The sequence below is a fragment of the Muricauda sp. MAR_2010_75 genome (assembly GCF_000745185.1).
Classification (GTDB): Bacteria; Bacteroidota; Bacteroidia; order Flavobacteriales; family Flavobacteriaceae; genus Flagellimonas.
This window is the reverse complement of sequence record NZ_JQNJ01000001.1, coordinates 2,842,651-2,858,864: the sequence shown is the minus strand read 5'-3', so window position 1 is coordinate 2,858,864 and position 16,214 is coordinate 2,842,651. Positions and strand designations below refer to the sequence as shown.

The following is a 16,214-nucleotide window of genomic DNA, read 5'->3' as shown; positions in this document are numbered from 1 at the left end:
ATTATTTGATTTTTGAAGCCAATAAATATAAAACTGCCATACGGATGGCGACCCCATTCTCCACTTGGTGCAAAATTATGGATTGGTCAGAATCCGCCACATCACTTGTAATCTCCACACCCCTGTTGATCGGACCGGGGTGCATGATCACAATCTGTTTGTCCAAGCTGTCCAACAGCTGTTTGTTCACCCCAAATTGCTGGGTATACTCGCGAGTGGAAGGGAAATAGCTAATATCCATCCGCTCATTCTGGATGCGAAGCATGTTGGCCACATCGCACCATTCCAATGCTTTTTTAAGGTTGGTCTCAACGGCAACCCCAAGTGATTCGATATGTTTTGGAATCAGTGTCTTGGGACCGCACACTTTTACATTCGCTCCTTGCAATTTTAGGGCGAAAATATTGGAGAGCGCTACTCTGGAGTGTAGAATATCACCCACAATCACTACGTTCTTCCCCCCAACATCCCCAAATTTCTCTCGTATGGAATACGAATCCAATAGTGCTTGGGTGGGGTGTTCATGGGCGCCATCACCGGCATTGACTATGGATGCCTTTACGTGCTTTGACAGAAAAATACCCGCTCCGGGATTAGGGTGACGCATGACCACCATATCCACTTTCATGGAGAGAATATTGTTTACCGTATCGATAAGGGTCTCCCCTTTTTTCACCGAAGATGATGCTGCAGAGAAGTTCACTACATCGGCAGACAATCGCTTTTCAGCCAGTTCAAAGGATAACCGGGTTCGGGTACTGTTTTCAAAAAAGATATTGGCGATGGTAATATCACGCAGGGTGGGCACCTTCTTAATAGATCGGTTAATAACCTCTTTAAAATGGTCGGCAGTTTCAAAAATGAGTGCGATATCCTTTTTGTTCAGATACTTTATTCCCAGCAAGTGGTTTACACTCAATTCACTCATTTCAATTTATTTACTTACTAAATATACACTGTCCTCCCCATCATTCTCTGCCCACATCACCTTTACTTTTTCTTCATTTATGGCATCCACTTGCCTGCCCCTATAATTGGGTTGTATGGGCAAATGTCTACTGAAACGTCGGTCTATCAGCGTCAATAATTCTATGCTTTTAGGCCGTCCGAAGGACTGGATGGCTGTTAGGGCAGCCCGTATGCTTCTTCCGGTATAGAGTACATCATCAATAAAGACCACCTTTTTATCCTCGACCAAAAAGTTCATTTTGGTGGAGTTTGCCTTCAGGATTTTATCCCCTCGTCCAAAATCATCCCTAAAAAAGGTAATGTCCAAAAAACCGAGGGAGACATCTTTAACTTTATAGTCTTCTTTGAGAATTTTGGCGAGTCTTTCTGCCAAAAAAATACCTCTCGGCTGAATACCGATAAGGGCTGTATTCGAAAAATCTAAATGGTTTTCCAACAGTTGACAAGCCAACCGGTGCAGTATGATGTTGATTTCTTTTGAAGTAAGCAGTACTCTTTGACCCATATGCTGTGCAACCGACTCTGTTGATTGCAAAAGTAAGCAATTCTTTAGAATGCAAAAGACATAAAAAAACCCCGACTGTTACCAGCGGGGCTTTTCCTATATTTATGAAAACCTGATTACTTTTTCTTGGAATCAGCTTCCATTTTATCCTTCAATGCTTGAAGTTGTGAATTGGCATCACCAAGGGTTGGAGCTGCTTCATCTGAAGCAGATGATCTTTTCTTGGCGGCTTTTACGTTCTTCTCTTCTTGCTCTCTAAAGATTGCAGTGTGGCTAGCCACAACTCGCTTGAAATCTTTATTGAACTCGATGATCTTGAATTCTGCCTCTTCACCTTTAACAAGCTTCTTACCATCTTCTTTCTCTAAATGTCTTGATGGAACAAATCCAACAATATCCTCATTGAAGTTAATGGTAGCACCTTTGTCTACAATCTCGGCAATAGCCGCTTTGTGAACGGTTCCTTCAGCAAACTCTTCAGAATACTTGTCCCAAGGATTCGCTGTGGTCTGTTTGTGACCCAAGCTAAGCTTGCGGCCTTCAACGTCCAATTCCAATACTTCAACTTCCAAAGTGTCACCTACGGTAACAAACTCAGATGGATGCTTGATTTTCTTGGTCCAAGAAAGGTCAGAGATATAGATCAAACCGTCGATTCCTTCTTCCAACTCAACAAATACACCAAAGTTGGTAAAGTTTCTAACAATTCCTTTGTGTTTAGATCCAACAGGATACTTGGAAGTAATGTCTGTCCATGGGTCTGGAGTCAATTGCTTGATGCCCAAAGACATTTTGCGATCTTCCCTGTCCAAGGTCAAAACAACAGCTTCAACCTCATCACCCACATTTACAAAGTCTTGAGCGGAACGCAAGTGGGTTGACCAAGACATTTCTGAAACGTGGATCAAACCTTCAACACCTTCGGCTACTTCGATAAAGGCACCGTAATCTGCGATCACAACAACCTTACCTTTTACTTTGTCACCTACTTTGATCTCATCCCCAAGGGCATCCCATGGGTGTTTCTCCAACTGCTTAAGACCCAATTGGATTCTTGATTTGTTATCATCAAAGTCAAGGATAACCACGTTCAATTTCTGATCCAACTCAACAACTTCGTTGGGGTGGTTGATTCGGCTCCAAGAAAGGTCGGTAATGTGAACCAATCCGTCCACACCGCCAAGGTCGATAAATACACCGTAAGATGTAATGTTCTTGACAATACCTTCCAATACCTGGCCTTTTTCCAATTGACCAATGATTTCTTTTTTCTGCTCTTCGATATCGGCCTCGATCAACGCTTTGTGCGATACCACTACGTTCTTGAACTCGTGGTTGATCTTCACAACTTTGAACTCCATGGTCTTCCCTACATACTGATCGTAGTCACGGATAGGTTTCACATCGATTTGGGAACCGGGCAAGAACGCTTCAATTCCAAAAACGTCAACGATCATACCACCTTTGGTACGGCATTTAACGAAACCAGTAACGATCTCTTCTTTGTCATGGGCGTTGTTCACACGCTCCCAAGCTTTGATGGTCCTTGCTTTTCTGTGCGACAATACCAATTGGCCGGTCTTGTCTTCACGGATATCGATAAGCACCTCAACTTTGTCACCCACCTTAAGATCAGGGTTGTAACGGAACTCGTTTAGCGAAATAACACCTTCAGACTTTGCGTTGATGTCAATAATCGCTTCACGGTCGGTCATGTGAACCACTGTTCCTTCCACAACTTCCTCATCGGCAGTGTCCACAAAATTTTCCTCTACAAGTGTTTCAAATTCCTTGAGCTTTTTGTCATCAACACGCTCAATTCCTTCTTCGTACTTTTCCCAATCAAAATTCTCAAGATACTCCTGTGGGTCTTGTTGGGGTTGGGTTTCTTTTTTTACTTCTGGTGCTGCAACAGTTTCTTCAACCTCTGCAACGTTTGTTTTTTCTTCAGCCATGTGCTGACCTAAAATTTGTATTCCACGTTTTTATAAGAGCTGGGCAATTACCGTGAAAGTGGTTTTTACATTTGATTTTCAGTTCCTTTTTCCTCTTACTGCTTTGCTAAAAAAGGAGTGCAAAAATACAATTAAATTCTTGATTCACAAAGCATCTGCCCAAAACGTTTGTTTTCCAGAAAGTATTACAAAAATTTAATAGTAGAGTGTTGCCATAATAGTTATCTTGAAAGTCCTAATTGTTAACTATAAAATTTGTGTTATGAGTGTAAAAGCGAAGTATCAACCCGTATTAGATCTAGGTGAAAAATTGGCCATTAAAAACGGAGACGTTACTGAGGAAAACGGCGTTCTAAAAATAAAGGGACAAGCCGCCACCCCATATGAAAAGAACATCTTGTGGGATAAAATCAAGGAAATTGGCGGGCAAAGCCCAAGCGATATCAAAGCGAACATTACGGTTGCCGATGAATCCGTTTACGCCCGGCATACCGTGAAAAGTGGAGAGTCCTTGAGCAAGATTGCCAAGCATTATTATGGCGATCCCATGAAGTACAAGCAAATCTTTGAGGCGAATACCAATATTTTAAAGAATCCGGATTTGATTCATCCCGATCAGGTGTTGGTGATTCCGAATTTGTAGAACGATATTTTTCAATGACAAAAGGCGCCCAAGGGCGTCTTTTTTGGTTATGGCTATTCTTATTTTCTGTTTGTGTTGAATTTCAAAAAAACAAAATCCTCATTTTCAAATGCATATGTATATTTTACATAAAAAATGTTAACTTCACTCCTGTCTGTCTACAGGCAGGTATCGGTTGATATAACTCACTTTGTACTGAGCGCAGCCGAAGTATTAAAAACGATTCATATCTTAGAGCGTTAGCTGTAATTAACCCTTTTAAATATCTGTTGAAGGAATGAAAAAATCCAAATCAAAATTTTCAAAAATATTTGGTTCGGTAGATTTTTGGAAAATTGTGATTCCTGCGCTAAGTGCAATCTTTGTTTGGTGGTTGAACAGTTCAAGTAGAATAGAATGGGAGAGATATCAAAAAAAAGAAGAGAATTATCGTGAACTTATTAAAGCTATTGAAGGGTTTTATGAGATAAGTGAATACAAAATAGAGCGAAGGCAAAAATTCATTGAACAAATAAGTCTTAGTTGGTTGTATGCATCTGATGAAGTAATTATAAATGCTTATCAATTCTTGGAAACTCAAAAAGTAGGAAAGGAACAGCAATATAGTCAACAGCGAAGAAAAGAGGCTATGGGAAAACTAATTCTATCAATTCGCCAAGATTTACTTTCAATGAAGAGTACCGATAATACTAAGCTAAAGAAGTCTGATTTCCAATTTTTGTTTGTAACGCAATCTACGAACTAGGTTACGAAAAATAATATATAACTATAGCTAACAAAGGGCATAACTCTCCATTGTCTGTGCTTATTTCCTATCATAAAAAACAATACAGGTTCGCTAGGGCTTGCGTACTCAAACGCTGTGTTATAGCCATGACCAATATGTGATTCCAAAAATCACTATCCTCTCACCCCTCCTTCGCTATCACCCGTTTGGCAAATTCGTGGATGCGCTCAAATTGCTCTTCCAAGCCCATGTCTCCGTTGTCAAACTCAATGGCGTCCTTGGCTTTTTTTAAGGGTGAAATACTTCTGGTGGAGTCGATGCGGTCACGTTCCTGCACATTTTTTAGAACTTCAGTAAAAGTGACTTTCTCCCCTTTCTCCAACAATTCCTTATAGCGTCGTGTAGCGCGAATTTCAGGGGAAGCGGTCATAAACAATTTCAGTTTGGCATCTGGGAAAACCACCGTACCAATATCTCGGCCATCCATAACAATACCCTTATCCTTGCCCATTTGTTGCTGCATTTCCACCAGTTTGGTGCGCACCTCGCCAATGGCAGCGACCTTGCTCACTTGTCGGGAAACTTTCATGGTTCGGATTTCTTCTTCCACATTTTCACCGTTTAGGTACATTTCGGAACGTCCTGTTTCCTTGTTCGGCACAAACTTGAGCTTGATTTTCGGCAATTGCTTTACCAACCCAGGAATATCATCCTGAGTCCCGATATACCCATTATCCAAAGCGAAAAGAGTCACGGCACGGTACATAGCGCCTGTATCCACATAAATATAGCCCAATGCAGCGGCCAAACGTTTGGCAATGGTGCTTTTTCCAGTCGAAGAATAGCCGTCAACGGCGATTGTAATTTTTCCCATTGGCTAAAAATAGGAATAACACCCCTAAAGTCCCCTCAAGGGGACAATTCTTCGTGCAATTTTATCAAAAATTTTATAGGGTCTTGGCATTTTTCACCTTTCTGTCCGTAATGGCGATGTCAATCACTTCGCTCATATCGGTCACGTAGTGAAACGTTAACCCTTTCAAGTATTCCTCTTTGATTTCCTCAATGTCCTTTCTATTGTCCGCACAGAGAATAATTTCCTTGATTCGGGCGCGTTTTGCCGCCAGAATTTTCTCTTTGATACCACCCACGGGCAATACTTTACCTCTTAGGGTAATCTCTCCGGTCATGGCCAAACTCTTCTTCACCTTTCGTTGCGTGAAAAGGGACACTAAAGACGTTAGCATGGTGATACCTGCACTGGGTCCGTCTTTTGGCGTAGCACCCTCGGGCACGTGAATATGCACATTGTATTTATCGAACACCTCAGGATTTATACCAAAGGTATCCGCATTGGATTTGATATATTCCATGGCAATGGTGGCAGATTCCTTCATCACCTTGCCCAAGTTTCCGGTCACGTTCAGTGCGCCCTTTCCTTTGGAAAGTATGGATTCAATAAACAGAATATCACCTCCAACACTTGTCCAGGCTAATCCGGTGACCACACCGGCCACTTCGTTGTGCTCGTATTTGTCTCGTTCCAATCGGGCTGGACCCAGAATTTTTTCAATATCCTCATTAGTGATTTTGATGTTGTACTCCTCCTCCATAGCAATGGATTTGGCGGCAAAACGAACCACTTTGGCTATTTGTTTCTCCAAGCCGCGCACTCCGGATTCCCGAGTATACCCTTCCACAATTTTTTCCAATTGGCGTTTCCCAATCTTCAAATCTTTGGCTGAAAGACCGTGTTCCTTCAATTGCTTTGGAAGCAAATGACGTTTGGCTATCTCCACTTTTTCCTCGATGGTATAACCGGTTACATTGATAATTTCCATTCGGTCCCGAAGCGCAGGTTGAATGGTGGATAGGTTATTGGCCGTTGCGATAAACATCACTTTGGACAAATCATAGCCCATTTCCAAGAAGTTGTCATGGAACTCGCTGTTCTGTTCGGGGTCCAACACCTCCAACATCGCTGAAGATGGGTCACCTTGGTGACTGTTGGACAATTTATCGATTTCATCCAAGATAAAAACTGGATTGGACGTCCCTGCTTTTTTCAAGCTCTGTACAATCCGTCCGGGCATGGCACCAATATAGGTTTTTCGGTGACCTCGAATTTCGGCCTCATCACGCAATCCACCCAAGGACATACGCACATATTCCCGGCCCAAAGCCTCAGCAACTGATTTCCCCAAGGAGGTTTTACCAACCCCCGGAGGGCCATACAAGCAAAGTATGGGCGATTTCATATCATTACGCAGTTTCAGTACGGCCAAGTACTCAATAATCCTACGTTTTACATCCTCAAGTCCGTAATGATCTCGATCTAAAATTTGTTCTGCACGTTTCAGGTCGAATTTGTCCTTTGAATATTCGTTCCACGGCAAGTCCAGAATCAAATCCAAATAATTCCGTTGAATGGAGTATTCCGCTACTTGGGGGTTCATGCGTTGCATTTTACCCAGTTCACGCTCAAAATGTTCCTCAACCTTTTTGCTCCATTTTTTCTTTTTGGCGCGTTCGCGCATTTCATCCACTTCCTGCTCATAGGACATTCCCCCCAACTCTTCTTGGATGGTCTTCATTTGCTGGTGGAGGAAATATTCGCGTTGTTGTTGGTCCATGTCACTACGCACCTTGGACTGGATATCATTTTTCAGCTCCAATCGTTGCAGTTCCATGTTCATGTACCGCAAGGTGGTCAAGGCGCGTTCCTGCAAATTGGGTATTTCCAACAATTGTTGCTTTTCGGCAACACTTAGATTAAGGTTGGAGGACACAAAATTGATCAGGAACGAATTACTCTGAATGTTCTTGATGGCAAAAGTGGCTTCGCTTGGAATATTGGGATTGTCCTTGATGATTTTAAAGGCCAATTCCTTAATAGAATCAATAATGGCTTCAAATTCTTCACCACTTTCGTCGGGCCGTATTTCTTTTGCCTCCTTTACGGTAGCGGTTAAATATGGTTTTTCGGATACGATGCTCTCAATCTGAAACCGTTTTTTCCCTTGAATAATGACTGTAGTGTTCCCATCTGGCATTTGGAGCACCCGCAAGATTCGGGCTACGGTACCCAAGGTGTTGATGTCATCCACCCCCGGATTTTCGGTCTCCTCATCTTTTTGGGAAACCACGCCAATGGTCTTTGTGCCATTATTGGCATCCTTTATCAGGTTAATGGACTTATCCCTACCAGCAGTAATGGGAATCACCACCCCTGGAAAAAGCACGGTATTGCGCAAAGGTAATATTGGCAGAACCTGTGGCAGGCTCTCCTTGTTCATTTGTTCTTCATCTTCCGGCGTGAGCAACGGTATCAGTTCCGCATCCTCGTCCAGTCCTTGAAAATCTATATTGTCAAAGTTTGATATTTTCATCTTTTCCATTTCGTCATATCGGCCATTTTGTCAGAAACGACATAATCTGACCCTTTTTATTAAATCAAAAAGCCATTGCAACTTCCTTAAAATCAATATACATAAGGAATATTTGGCTCATCTTCACCCCTAAATAGGCAATTCCTGTGCCATTAAAAATTAAATTTTAAGAAAAAAGTGTAACAATTGATAAATTCACACCTCTATAAGACAAATCAATCATTTTTTGAGCCACCAAAATGAACATATTGATACACTGCTGAAATCGTGCATGCAGGGAAAACAAAGTGCACAATTGGAGGTTTACAATCGCTATTACAAAGCTATGTACAACACTGCTTTTAGGATTGTAAAGGATTCCGCCGAAGCAGAGGATGTTATGCAGGAATCGTTCTTGAACGCGTTTACGAAACTGCACACATTTAAAGGGGAGGTTGCCTTTGGGGCATGGTTAAAGCGGATTGTGATCAACAACAGTATCCATCATTACAAAAAGCAGCAAAAAAGAAGGGCTGTTGACTTGGATGACATAATGTACAAGGTCGAAGATAATGATGCGGTTGATTTGAATGCAGATGGTTTTGCTGAACTAAAGGCTCAAAAAGTGATGGAAACCATGAAAAGTTTAAAAGACAACTACAGAGTTTCTTTGACCTTACATTTAATTGAAGGGTACGATTACGAAGAAATAAGTGAAATAATGAACATTAGTTATGCCAATTGCAGAACTACCATTTCCAGGGCCAAGGAAAGCCTTAGAAAAAAATTGACTTTAAATGTTTGACCATGAAGGAAGATAAATTATATCAGTTGTTTAATAGGCTTCAAGGACAGTTTGACCTTGAAGAACCGCAAAGTGGGCACCAAGATCGCTTCTTGGAGAAACTGAACCAGGCCAATGGTACAGTTTCCATCCACAAAAACAGGTCAACCTGGTGGAAACCCCTGTCCATTGCGGCATCCATAGCAATTATTGGCATTTTGGCCTTCCAAGTTTTGGGGATTGGCCCCAGTCTTGAGCAGCAAGTAGTGGAAATTTCACCGGAAGTTTCCCAAACCGAGTTCTACTTTGCCAATCTCATTGAAGAACAGGTAGTCCTATTGAAAAATGAAAAATCCCCTGAAACTGCGCAATTGGTGGATGACACTTTGCTGCAATTGAAAAAGTTGGAAAAAGATTATAAAAGCTTGGAGCAAGACCTCGTCAATGGCGGTGACAGTAAAATTATCTTAAACGCCATGATTTTCAACTTCCAAACAAGAATTGATCTTTTAAAAGATGTTTTGAGCCAAATAGAAAGTATTAAAAATTTAAAATCATACAATGATGAAAACATTACTATATAAGAGTTTCCTTTTGGCCTTGACGCTCGTTCCCCTAACACTGAGCGCTTATACCGATGGTATGAATGGCAAGTACACCAAGGAGAAAACCATAAAACGGGAGTTCAATGTAAATTCGGATGCCTTGTTCAAGGTGAACAATAGCTACGGCAACCTTAACATTACCTCTTGGAATGAAAACAGAGTAGTCATCGAGGTGCACATCAAGGCCAATGGAAATGATGAAGATCGCGTACAGGAGCGTTTAAACGAAATCAATGTTGACTTTGAGAACAGTTCCAGCATGGTGTCCGCCAGAACTCTTTTTGGAGATCGTGGTAACAGCTGGGGGTGGAACTGGGGCAAGCACAGAAACATTAATGTACAGGTAAACTATACCATTAAACTACCTGTAAAGAACAGTGTTAACCTCAACAACGATTATGGAAGTATTTTCTTGGACCGTATTGATGGTCATGCCAAGATCAACTGTGATTATGGTAAAATTGATGCTGGTGAACTTCGGGGACGCAACAATGAACTCCGATTTGATTACACCTCAAGATCTCATTTTGGGTATGTAAACAGTGGTGAAATTGTTGCGGATTATTCTGGTTTTACCATTGAAAAAGCTGGTAACCTTACTATAAAGGCTGATTATACCAATGCCGTAATTGAAGAGATGGACAATTTGGAATATTCCAGCGACTATGGATCTCTTGAGGCCCACAATGTGAAAAATGTGAATGGGAATGGGGATTATATCGGTGTAAAACTGGGAACAGTGCACGGCAACGTTAGCATTACCAGCGATTATGGGTCACTACGGATTGATGAGTTGGCCCCGGATGCTGGAAATGTGGACATTAGAACCGATTATACCGGAATAAAAATTGGATACCATCCTGAATACTACTTTGATTTTGAAATTGTTGCGGAATATGCGGGGGTAAGTGGCAAAGACGATTTTGAAATTAGCATCAGCAAGGAAAAAAACACCGAAAAATATTACAAAGGCTATTATGGAAAAGAAAACTCCGGAAACCGCATAAATATCACTACGGATTACGGTGGAATCACATTTTCTAAAAACTAAATCATATCAAAAAACAATTAAAAACAGAATCATGAGAAAAGGTATCATATTGGTCTTGGCACTTTGCACTGTGGCCATTACAAACGCCCAATGGGGCAAAAGAATAAAAGGGGATGGCAATGTTGTGACCATTGAACGCTCCGTTGGCAATTACGACGGTGTGGCATTGGCCGGTTGGTTCGATGTGGATTTGGTGGATGGCCGCGAAGGTGAAATTACTCTTGAAGGCGAATCCAATCTGTTGGAATATGTAAAGACAGAGGTAAAAAATGGAACCTTGGTAATAAAAGTTGAAAGAGGAGTCAATCTAAGACCATCCAGTTGGGGCAAAGGAATCCATATTACCGTTCCCATTGAATCCATCAGCGAGGTTTCCCTTTCTGGTTCTGGGGACATTGTGGGTAAGACCACAATAAAATCAAATCGCTTTAGTACCCGGATAGCAGGGTCTGGAGATATTAGCCTGATGGTTGAGGCCCAAGATATAGAGGCTGCCCTATCTGGATCTGGAGACATTAATTTATCCGGGAAAACCATGGATTTCAATGTTCAGGTTTCAGGGTCAGGCGACATAAAGGCTTATGATCTAGAGGCGGAGCACGTTACCGCAGCGGTCTCCGGGTCCGCAGATATAAGAGTCACCGCCAACCAATCCATAGATGCACGGGTATCTGGATCGGGAGACATCCATTATCGTGGCAATCCAAAGAAAATCAATAGCAAATCCTCAGGCTCTGGAGACATTTCCCGAGGATAAAAGGAGTTTATCTCTTGCCCTGAGCAAATTTATGCTGAGCGTAGTCGAAGCTAAGGGCCAATCAAAAAACGAAAAAGCCCTACAAAACGGGGCTTTTTTTATTATTTTTTATTGTTGACCCGGGCCAGTAAGAATATTCCCGCCAAAAAGAAAAGCCCTAAAAATATGATACTGTTTCGCATGCTTCCCGTGACTTGCGAAACAAAGCCGTACATGAACGTTCCTATGATGATGCCTATCTTTTCGGCCACATCATAAAAACTGAAGAATGAAGTGGTGTCGGTGGTCTCGGGCAAAAATTTGGAATAGGTCGATCGTGACAAGGCCTGAATACCCCCCATAACAAGACCTACAAAACTTGCCGCTATATAAAAGTCCATCGGTGTTTGCAAAAAATAAGCATACACGCATAACATCACCCAAATACAGTTGATGACAATCAATGTTCTGATGTTTCCATATCTACTGGAGGCCTTAGCCGTAAGGGTAGCTCCCAAGATGGCCACAATCTGAATGACCAAAATACTCACGATGAGTCCAGTAGTCCGCTCACTGTCAGAACCCCATGCAATTTCTTCCTCACCAAAATAGGTAGCGATCAACATTACGGTCTGGACCGCCATGCTGTAGACAAAAAAAGCGCCCAAATACTGTTTCAATCGGGTTTCAGACTCCAATTGTTTCCAAACACTTTTGAGTTCGCGAAATCCATTCAAGATGATGTTTTTCCGTTCACCTTCACGCTTATAGCCCTTGGGCAAGTGCTTAAATGTATATTGACTAAAAAGTGCCCACCATATCCCTACAGAGATGAAGGAGTACTTCATGGCCTTGATTTCGGCTGCCTCTCCCCCACTGTCCGTAATTCCAAAAACATCGGGTTGCATCACCATGGCCAAGTTGAACACCAATAAAATGACACTGCCAACATACCCAAAAGAAAATCCCTTGGCGCTGATGCCGTCTTGCTGTTCGGGATAGGCAATATCCGGCAAATAGGAATTGTTGATGGCGAAACTGACCCAAAATCCGACCAAACCAAAGAAATAGCATGTTAGTCCAAAATAGATGTTCTCCAAGGAAAACCAGTAAAGACCAATACAGGATAGTGCTCCCAAATAGCAGAAAAATTTCAGAAAAATCCTCTTGTTCCCCATATAGTCCGCAATTCCTGACACCAAAGGGGTCACAATGGCAATAAAGACAAAAGCTAAGGAGGTAACATAACTGATGAGAGGGGCCCGGGCTATTTCCCCACCAAAAACGGAAACTTTTTCAATGCCGGCCACACGGAAAAGGGCTCCGTAAAAAATGGGAAAGACCGCAGAGGAAATGACCAGACTGTAGACCGAGTTGGCCCAATCATAAAATGCCCAAGCATTCAATAGTTTTTTACTCCCTTTTAATGCCAGTACTTGTGCCATGGTGGTTGGTTAAAAAGAAAATGTCATTCCGAACTTTTTGTGAAACCTGTTTCAACCGAAACAAGCTTTCCACTGGCTCAAAATGACATTTTTGGTTTTGTTAAATCCCAATTTACTTGAATGATGTTACGCCAAATTTACGGGCTTCTTGTTTAGCCGCTGGTGCCCAAGCCGTTAAATTACTGATCCGGGTATCATTGGAGGGGTGGGTGCTCAAAAATTCAGGTGGTGCCTGTCCACCAGATTGGGCCTTCATACGTTGCCACAGTTGTGCGGCCTCGTCTGGATTATAGCCCGCAATGGCCATAATCTGTAACCCAATTCGGTCTGCTTCTGTCTCGTGGCTTCTGCTGAAAGGCAACATTACCCCAACTGTAGACCCCAACCCATAGGCTTGGTTGAACATGTTTCTTTTTTCAGGATCTTGTATGGCCACGTTTCCCGCAACCGCACCAATTTGTTGCAACATTCCTGCGCTCATGCGTTGTGCTCCATGATCGGCCAAAGCATGCGCCACCTCATGCCCCATGACCACGGCTATCCCAGTTTCATTTTGGGTTATGGGCAATATACCGGTGTAAAACACAATTTTACCGCCGGGCATACACCAAGCGTTCACCGTTTCATCATCTACCAGATTGTATTCCCACTTATAGTCTTTTAAATAGCCAGGATACCCATTTGCACTCAACCATCGTTCCGCGGCAGAAGCTATACGCTGCCCAACCCTAGTGATCATTTGGGCATCTGATGTTCCTGTAATCACTTTATTATCTCCCAAAAACTCGTCATATTGGGCAAATGCCATGGGAAAAATTTGACTGTTGGGATAAAAATTGAGTGTGCTCTTTCCGGTAAACGGATTTGTTTTGCATGCGGCCACAACCAAGAATACCGCTACCGTCAAAATCAACCTTTTCATACGTAATTTTTAATAGTGTTTAGTAGAAGGAAAATTACAAAATTATTTTCCAAAAATATGGAGCTCTGTAAAATCCTTGCTTACCACAATAGAGTTGCCCCCATTCAATTTAATGTCTTCTGGGTTTACCTCTTCATTGTCCAATTCCACCATTCCGATATCAAATGGCAAACCATGGAAGTAAAGTTGAAGTTTTTCATACGGGGTGATGAAATTACCATCCTTGAATTGCTGTATGATCAATTCTTTTTCTTTACCCCGTAACCTAAAATTCCGTAGACTGAAACGTCCTTTTTTATAGTCATACCCGTCTTGTTGATCTTCATATACGCTAGAATTTTCCAAACCTTCCTTGTAGTAGACATCAATTCGCAATTCCTTGATTTCTTTTTCCCCCACATATTGTTGAACGGGATATTTGGGTATCATGGCCCCTTCCTTTACGAACAATGGAATTTTATCGATTTCGGCGGGCACCCACTTTTCCATACCTCCGGTAATTACCTCATCAGTCCAGTAACTGTACCACTTTCCCCTTGGAAAATACATGCGTCTTCCCTGGGCATTGGGTTCTTGAACTGGACTGACCAACATTTTATCACCGAAAAGGAACTCATCTGTCCTAAAATGCGTCTGCGTATCCTCTTGATCATAGAAAACCAGCGATTGCAGCATGGGCATGCCCTCTTTAATATACTTGTAGAACATGGTATACAAATAAGGCAGTAATTGGTATCGTAACTCGATATATTTTCGAACAATATTGGTTATCTCCTCTCCAAAAGACCACGGTTCTTGATCACCATGATCTCCGCTGGAATGCACCCTACAAAATGGGTGGAAAATGGCCAATTGCACCCATCTGGCAAACAATTCCCCATTGGGCTGCTCTGCAAAACCTCCAATATCCGAACCAACAAACGAATATCCACTCATGCACATGCGCTGCATCTGTACATTGGCAATCCATAAATGCTCCCAGGTTGCCACATTGTCTCCCGTCCAGGTGGCACAATAGCGCTGTGTACCGGAATAGGCAGCTCGGGTAAGCACAAAAGGCCGTCTTGGAAAGGTGAATTTCTTTATACCTTCATACGTGGCACGTACCATTTGCATACCATATACATTGTGTGCCTTCCTATGGCTACAAGGGTGACCGTCATAATCATGGCGAACATCTAGATTGGCCGTTTTGGTGGGGACTTCCATTACAGCTGGTTCGTTCATGTCGTTCCAAACCCCACGAACCCCCATATCAGCAATCATCTCTTTGTACAATCCAGCCCACCATTCGCGTACTTCAGGATTGGTGAAATCTGGAAATTTACACTCTCCTGGCCAAACTTTTCCCTTAAAATGGGGTCCATCGGCACGTTTACAGAAAAAGTCGTTGTCCATGGCTTGTTGATATACCCAATAATCCCGATCTATTTTTATCCCGGGATCGATCATGGTAATTACCTTGAACCCGTCCTCCTCCATTTCTTCAACCATTTTTTTGGGATTGGGGAAATACCGGTTGTTCCAGGTAAAACATCGAAATCCCTCCATATAATCGATATCCAAATAAATGGCATCACAGGGTATTTTGAGTTTCCTGAACGTGGAGGCTATTTTTTTCACCTTTCGTTCTGGATAATAACTCCATTTGGATTGGTGGAACCCCAAAGCCCACAACGGTGGAAGTTCAGGCACGCCGGTCAGATCGGTATAGGCTTCAACCACCTGGCTCATTTTGGGTCCATAGAAAAAGTAATAGTTCATCTCTCCACCATCGGCCCAAAAACTGGTCACATTTCTTTTCTCGTTGGCAAAATCAAAGTAGGTACTGAAGGAATTATCAAAAAAAACACCATAGGCAATACCTTCCTTGAGTCCAACATAAAAAGGGATGGACTTATACAAAGGCTCCTGATCTTTTCCGAAGGCATAAGAGTCCGTTACCCAATTGTTCACACGTTTACCCTTTAAATTGGTATGCGAAGCTTTGTCCCCCATTCCGTAATAGCTTTCCCCGGAATGGCAGGTTTTGCTCATTTTTACCACATTGCCCCCGTAATCGTAATTCTCCTCCCAATGAAAGCCCAGTTCGTCTTCCAAGATTACGGTATCTTCCAAATCCACAATCTGGACCTTAAGATCCGTTTTGTTGATAAAGATTTTAATCTTGGAAGTGGTAATGACGTATTCCGGAATCTCTTCCTTTACATCCAGTTCATTGTAACCCAAACTAACATCTTCACTAATGGCATAGGAAAAGTCGGGTTCAAAAACGTATTCGGTAGCATACCTGAAACGTATTGCGCTGTCCCTCAATATGGTAACCTGCAAAATAACTCCGTTTTGAGTGGTAAAATATAGTTTGTCGTTTTCCTGTTTGAAATCGACTATATGATTGGGATGCTGGTTCCCTCTTCTTTCAACTTCCGTGTTGGTAATCATAGCTGGCTATTCAGACTGACAAAAGAAATACTTTAGCTCGACAAATTAAAAAGATATTTTGA

The 16,214-nt window shown here is 42.2% G+C and carries 14 protein-coding genes; 6 read left to right on the top strand and 8 right to left on the bottom strand.

Translation table 11 applies throughout. From position 1 onward, the window contains the following. Position 1 precedes the first annotated feature (1 nt). The 3 genes from FG28_RS12875 to rpsA form a co-directional block, all read right to left on the bottom strand. Positions 2–928, bottom strand: a complete 927-nt coding sequence (locus FG28_RS12875; protein ID WP_036383435.1) for an aspartate carbamoyltransferase catalytic subunit — start codon at positions 926–928, stop codon at positions 2–4. Between the two features lie 6 nt (positions 929–934). Beyond that, complete coding sequence (gene pyrR, locus FG28_RS12870; RefSeq protein ID WP_036383433.1) at positions 935–1,474, bottom strand: bifunctional pyr operon transcriptional regulator/uracil phosphoribosyltransferase PyrR; 540 nt, start codon at positions 1,472–1,474, stop codon at positions 935–937. A gap of 116 nt (positions 1,475–1,590) precedes the next feature. Further along, on the bottom strand, positions 1,591–3,429 hold the full coding sequence (gene rpsA, locus FG28_RS12865) for a 30S ribosomal protein S1 (RefSeq protein ID WP_036383431.1): 1,839 nt from the start codon (positions 3,427–3,429) through the stop codon (positions 1,591–1,593). 262 nt (positions 3,430–3,691) lie between these two features. Here rpsA and FG28_RS12860 point away from each other — a divergent pair, with 262 nt between their 5' ends. Together FG28_RS12860 and FG28_RS12855 are read left to right on the top strand one after the other, a co-directional pair. Beyond that, complete coding sequence (locus FG28_RS12860) at positions 3,692–4,072, top strand: LysM peptidoglycan-binding domain-containing protein (protein ID WP_036383429.1); 381 nt, start codon at positions 3,692–3,694, stop codon at positions 4,070–4,072. Between the two features lie 277 nt (positions 4,073–4,349). Next, positions 4,350–4,817, top strand: a complete 468-nt coding sequence (locus FG28_RS12855) for a hypothetical protein (RefSeq protein ID WP_036383427.1) — start codon at positions 4,350–4,352, stop codon at positions 4,815–4,817. Between the two features lie 163 nt (positions 4,818–4,980). On the opposite strand, the gene cmk is transcribed toward FG28_RS12855, so the two are convergent. Both cmk and lon read right to left on the bottom strand, forming a co-directional pair. Continuing rightward, on the bottom strand, positions 4,981–5,673 hold the full coding sequence (cmk, locus tag FG28_RS12850; RefSeq protein WP_036383425.1) for a (d)CMP kinase: 693 nt from the start codon (positions 5,671–5,673) through the stop codon (positions 4,981–4,983). Between the two features lie 73 nt (positions 5,674–5,746). Next, positions 5,747–8,197, bottom strand: a complete 2,451-nt coding sequence (gene lon, locus FG28_RS12845; protein WP_036383423.1) for an endopeptidase La — start codon at positions 8,195–8,197, stop codon at positions 5,747–5,749. Between the two features lie 217 nt (positions 8,198–8,414). On the opposite strand from lon, the gene FG28_RS12840 reads away from it, so the two are divergent. From FG28_RS12840 to FG28_RS12825, 4 genes are read left to right on the top strand one after another with little or no spacing between them, the layout of a single operon-like run. Then, complete coding sequence (locus FG28_RS12840; RefSeq protein WP_036383421.1) at positions 8,415–8,972, top strand: RNA polymerase sigma factor; 558 nt, start codon at positions 8,415–8,417, stop codon at positions 8,970–8,972. A gap of 2 nt (positions 8,973–8,974) precedes the next feature. Then, on the top strand, positions 8,975–9,535 hold the full coding sequence (locus FG28_RS12835) for a hypothetical protein (RefSeq protein WP_036383419.1): 561 nt from the start codon (positions 8,975–8,977) through the stop codon (positions 9,533–9,535). Beyond that, complete coding sequence (locus FG28_RS12830) at positions 9,516–10,607, top strand: DUF4097 family beta strand repeat-containing protein (protein WP_036383417.1); 1,092 nt, start codon at positions 9,516–9,518, stop codon at positions 10,605–10,607. The genes FG28_RS12835 and FG28_RS12830 overlap by 20 nt, the downstream gene beginning before the upstream one ends. Before the next feature lie 31 nt (positions 10,608–10,638). After that, the gene (locus tag FG28_RS12825) at positions 10,639–11,364 is read left to right on the top strand and encodes a head GIN domain-containing protein (RefSeq protein ID WP_036383416.1); all 726 of its coding nucleotides are present in this window, start codon (positions 10,639–10,641) and stop codon (positions 11,362–11,364) included. Between the two features lie 101 nt (positions 11,365–11,465). Here FG28_RS12825 and FG28_RS12820 read toward each other — a convergent pair whose 3' ends face one another. From FG28_RS12820 to FG28_RS12810, 3 genes are all read right to left on the bottom strand, one after another. After that, a complete protein-coding gene (locus FG28_RS12820; RefSeq protein WP_036383414.1) occupies positions 11,466–12,788 on the bottom strand; it encodes an MFS transporter in 1,323 nt (440 codons plus the stop codon). Between the two features lie 112 nt (positions 12,789–12,900). Beyond that, positions 12,901–13,710, bottom strand: coding sequence for a M48 family metallopeptidase (locus tag FG28_RS12815; RefSeq protein WP_036383412.1), 810 nt, complete (start codon positions 13,708–13,710; stop codon positions 12,901–12,903). A gap of 42 nt (positions 13,711–13,752) precedes the next feature. Further along, entirely contained in the window at positions 13,753–16,152 is a 2,400-nt protein-coding gene (locus FG28_RS12810; RefSeq protein ID WP_036383409.1) for a glycoside hydrolase family 31 protein, read from the bottom strand. Between the last annotated feature and the right edge of the window lie 62 nt (positions 16,153–16,214).

Bases quoted from the DNA above. Each gene is read 5' to 3' on its own strand.
- FG28_RS12815 (WP_036383412.1), bottom strand. From the start codon at position 13,710: ATGAAAAGGTTGATTTTGACGGTAGCGGTATTCTTGGTTGTGGCCGCA.
- FG28_RS12825 (WP_036383416.1), top strand. From the start codon at position 10,639: ATGAGAAAAGGTATCATATTGGTCTTGGCACTTTGCACTGTGGCCATT.
- rpsA (WP_036383431.1), bottom strand. From the start codon at position 3,429: ATGGCTGAAGAAAAAACAAACGTTGCAGAGGTTGAAGAAACTGTTGCA.
- lon (WP_036383423.1), bottom strand. From the start codon at position 8,197: ATGGAAAAGATGAAAATATCAAACTTTGACAATATAGATTTTCAAGGA.
- cmk (WP_036383425.1), bottom strand. From the start codon at position 5,673: ATGGGAAAAATTACAATCGCCGTTGACGGCTATTCTTCGACTGGAAAA.
- FG28_RS12830 (WP_036383417.1), top strand. From the start codon at position 9,516: ATGAAAACATTACTATATAAGAGTTTCCTTTTGGCCTTGACGCTCGTT.
- FG28_RS12820 (WP_036383414.1), bottom strand. From the start codon at position 12,788: ATGGCACAAGTACTGGCATTAAAAGGGAGTAAAAAACTATTGAATGCT.
- FG28_RS12875 (WP_036383435.1), bottom strand. From the start codon at position 928: ATGAGTGAATTGAGTGTAAACCACTTGCTGGGAATAAAGTATCTGAAC.
- FG28_RS12860 (WP_036383429.1), top strand. From the start codon at position 3,692: ATGAGTGTAAAAGCGAAGTATCAACCCGTATTAGATCTAGGTGAAAAA.
- FG28_RS12855 (WP_036383427.1), top strand. From the start codon at position 4,350: ATGAAAAAATCCAAATCAAAATTTTCAAAAATATTTGGTTCGGTAGAT.
- FG28_RS12835 (WP_036383419.1), top strand. From the start codon at position 8,975: ATGAAGGAAGATAAATTATATCAGTTGTTTAATAGGCTTCAAGGACAG.
- FG28_RS12810 (WP_036383409.1), bottom strand. From the start codon at position 16,152: ATGATTACCAACACGGAAGTTGAAAGAAGAGGGAACCAGCATCCCAAT.
- pyrR (WP_036383433.1), bottom strand. From the start codon at position 1,474: ATGGGTCAAAGAGTACTGCTTACTTCAAAAGAAATCAACATCATACTG.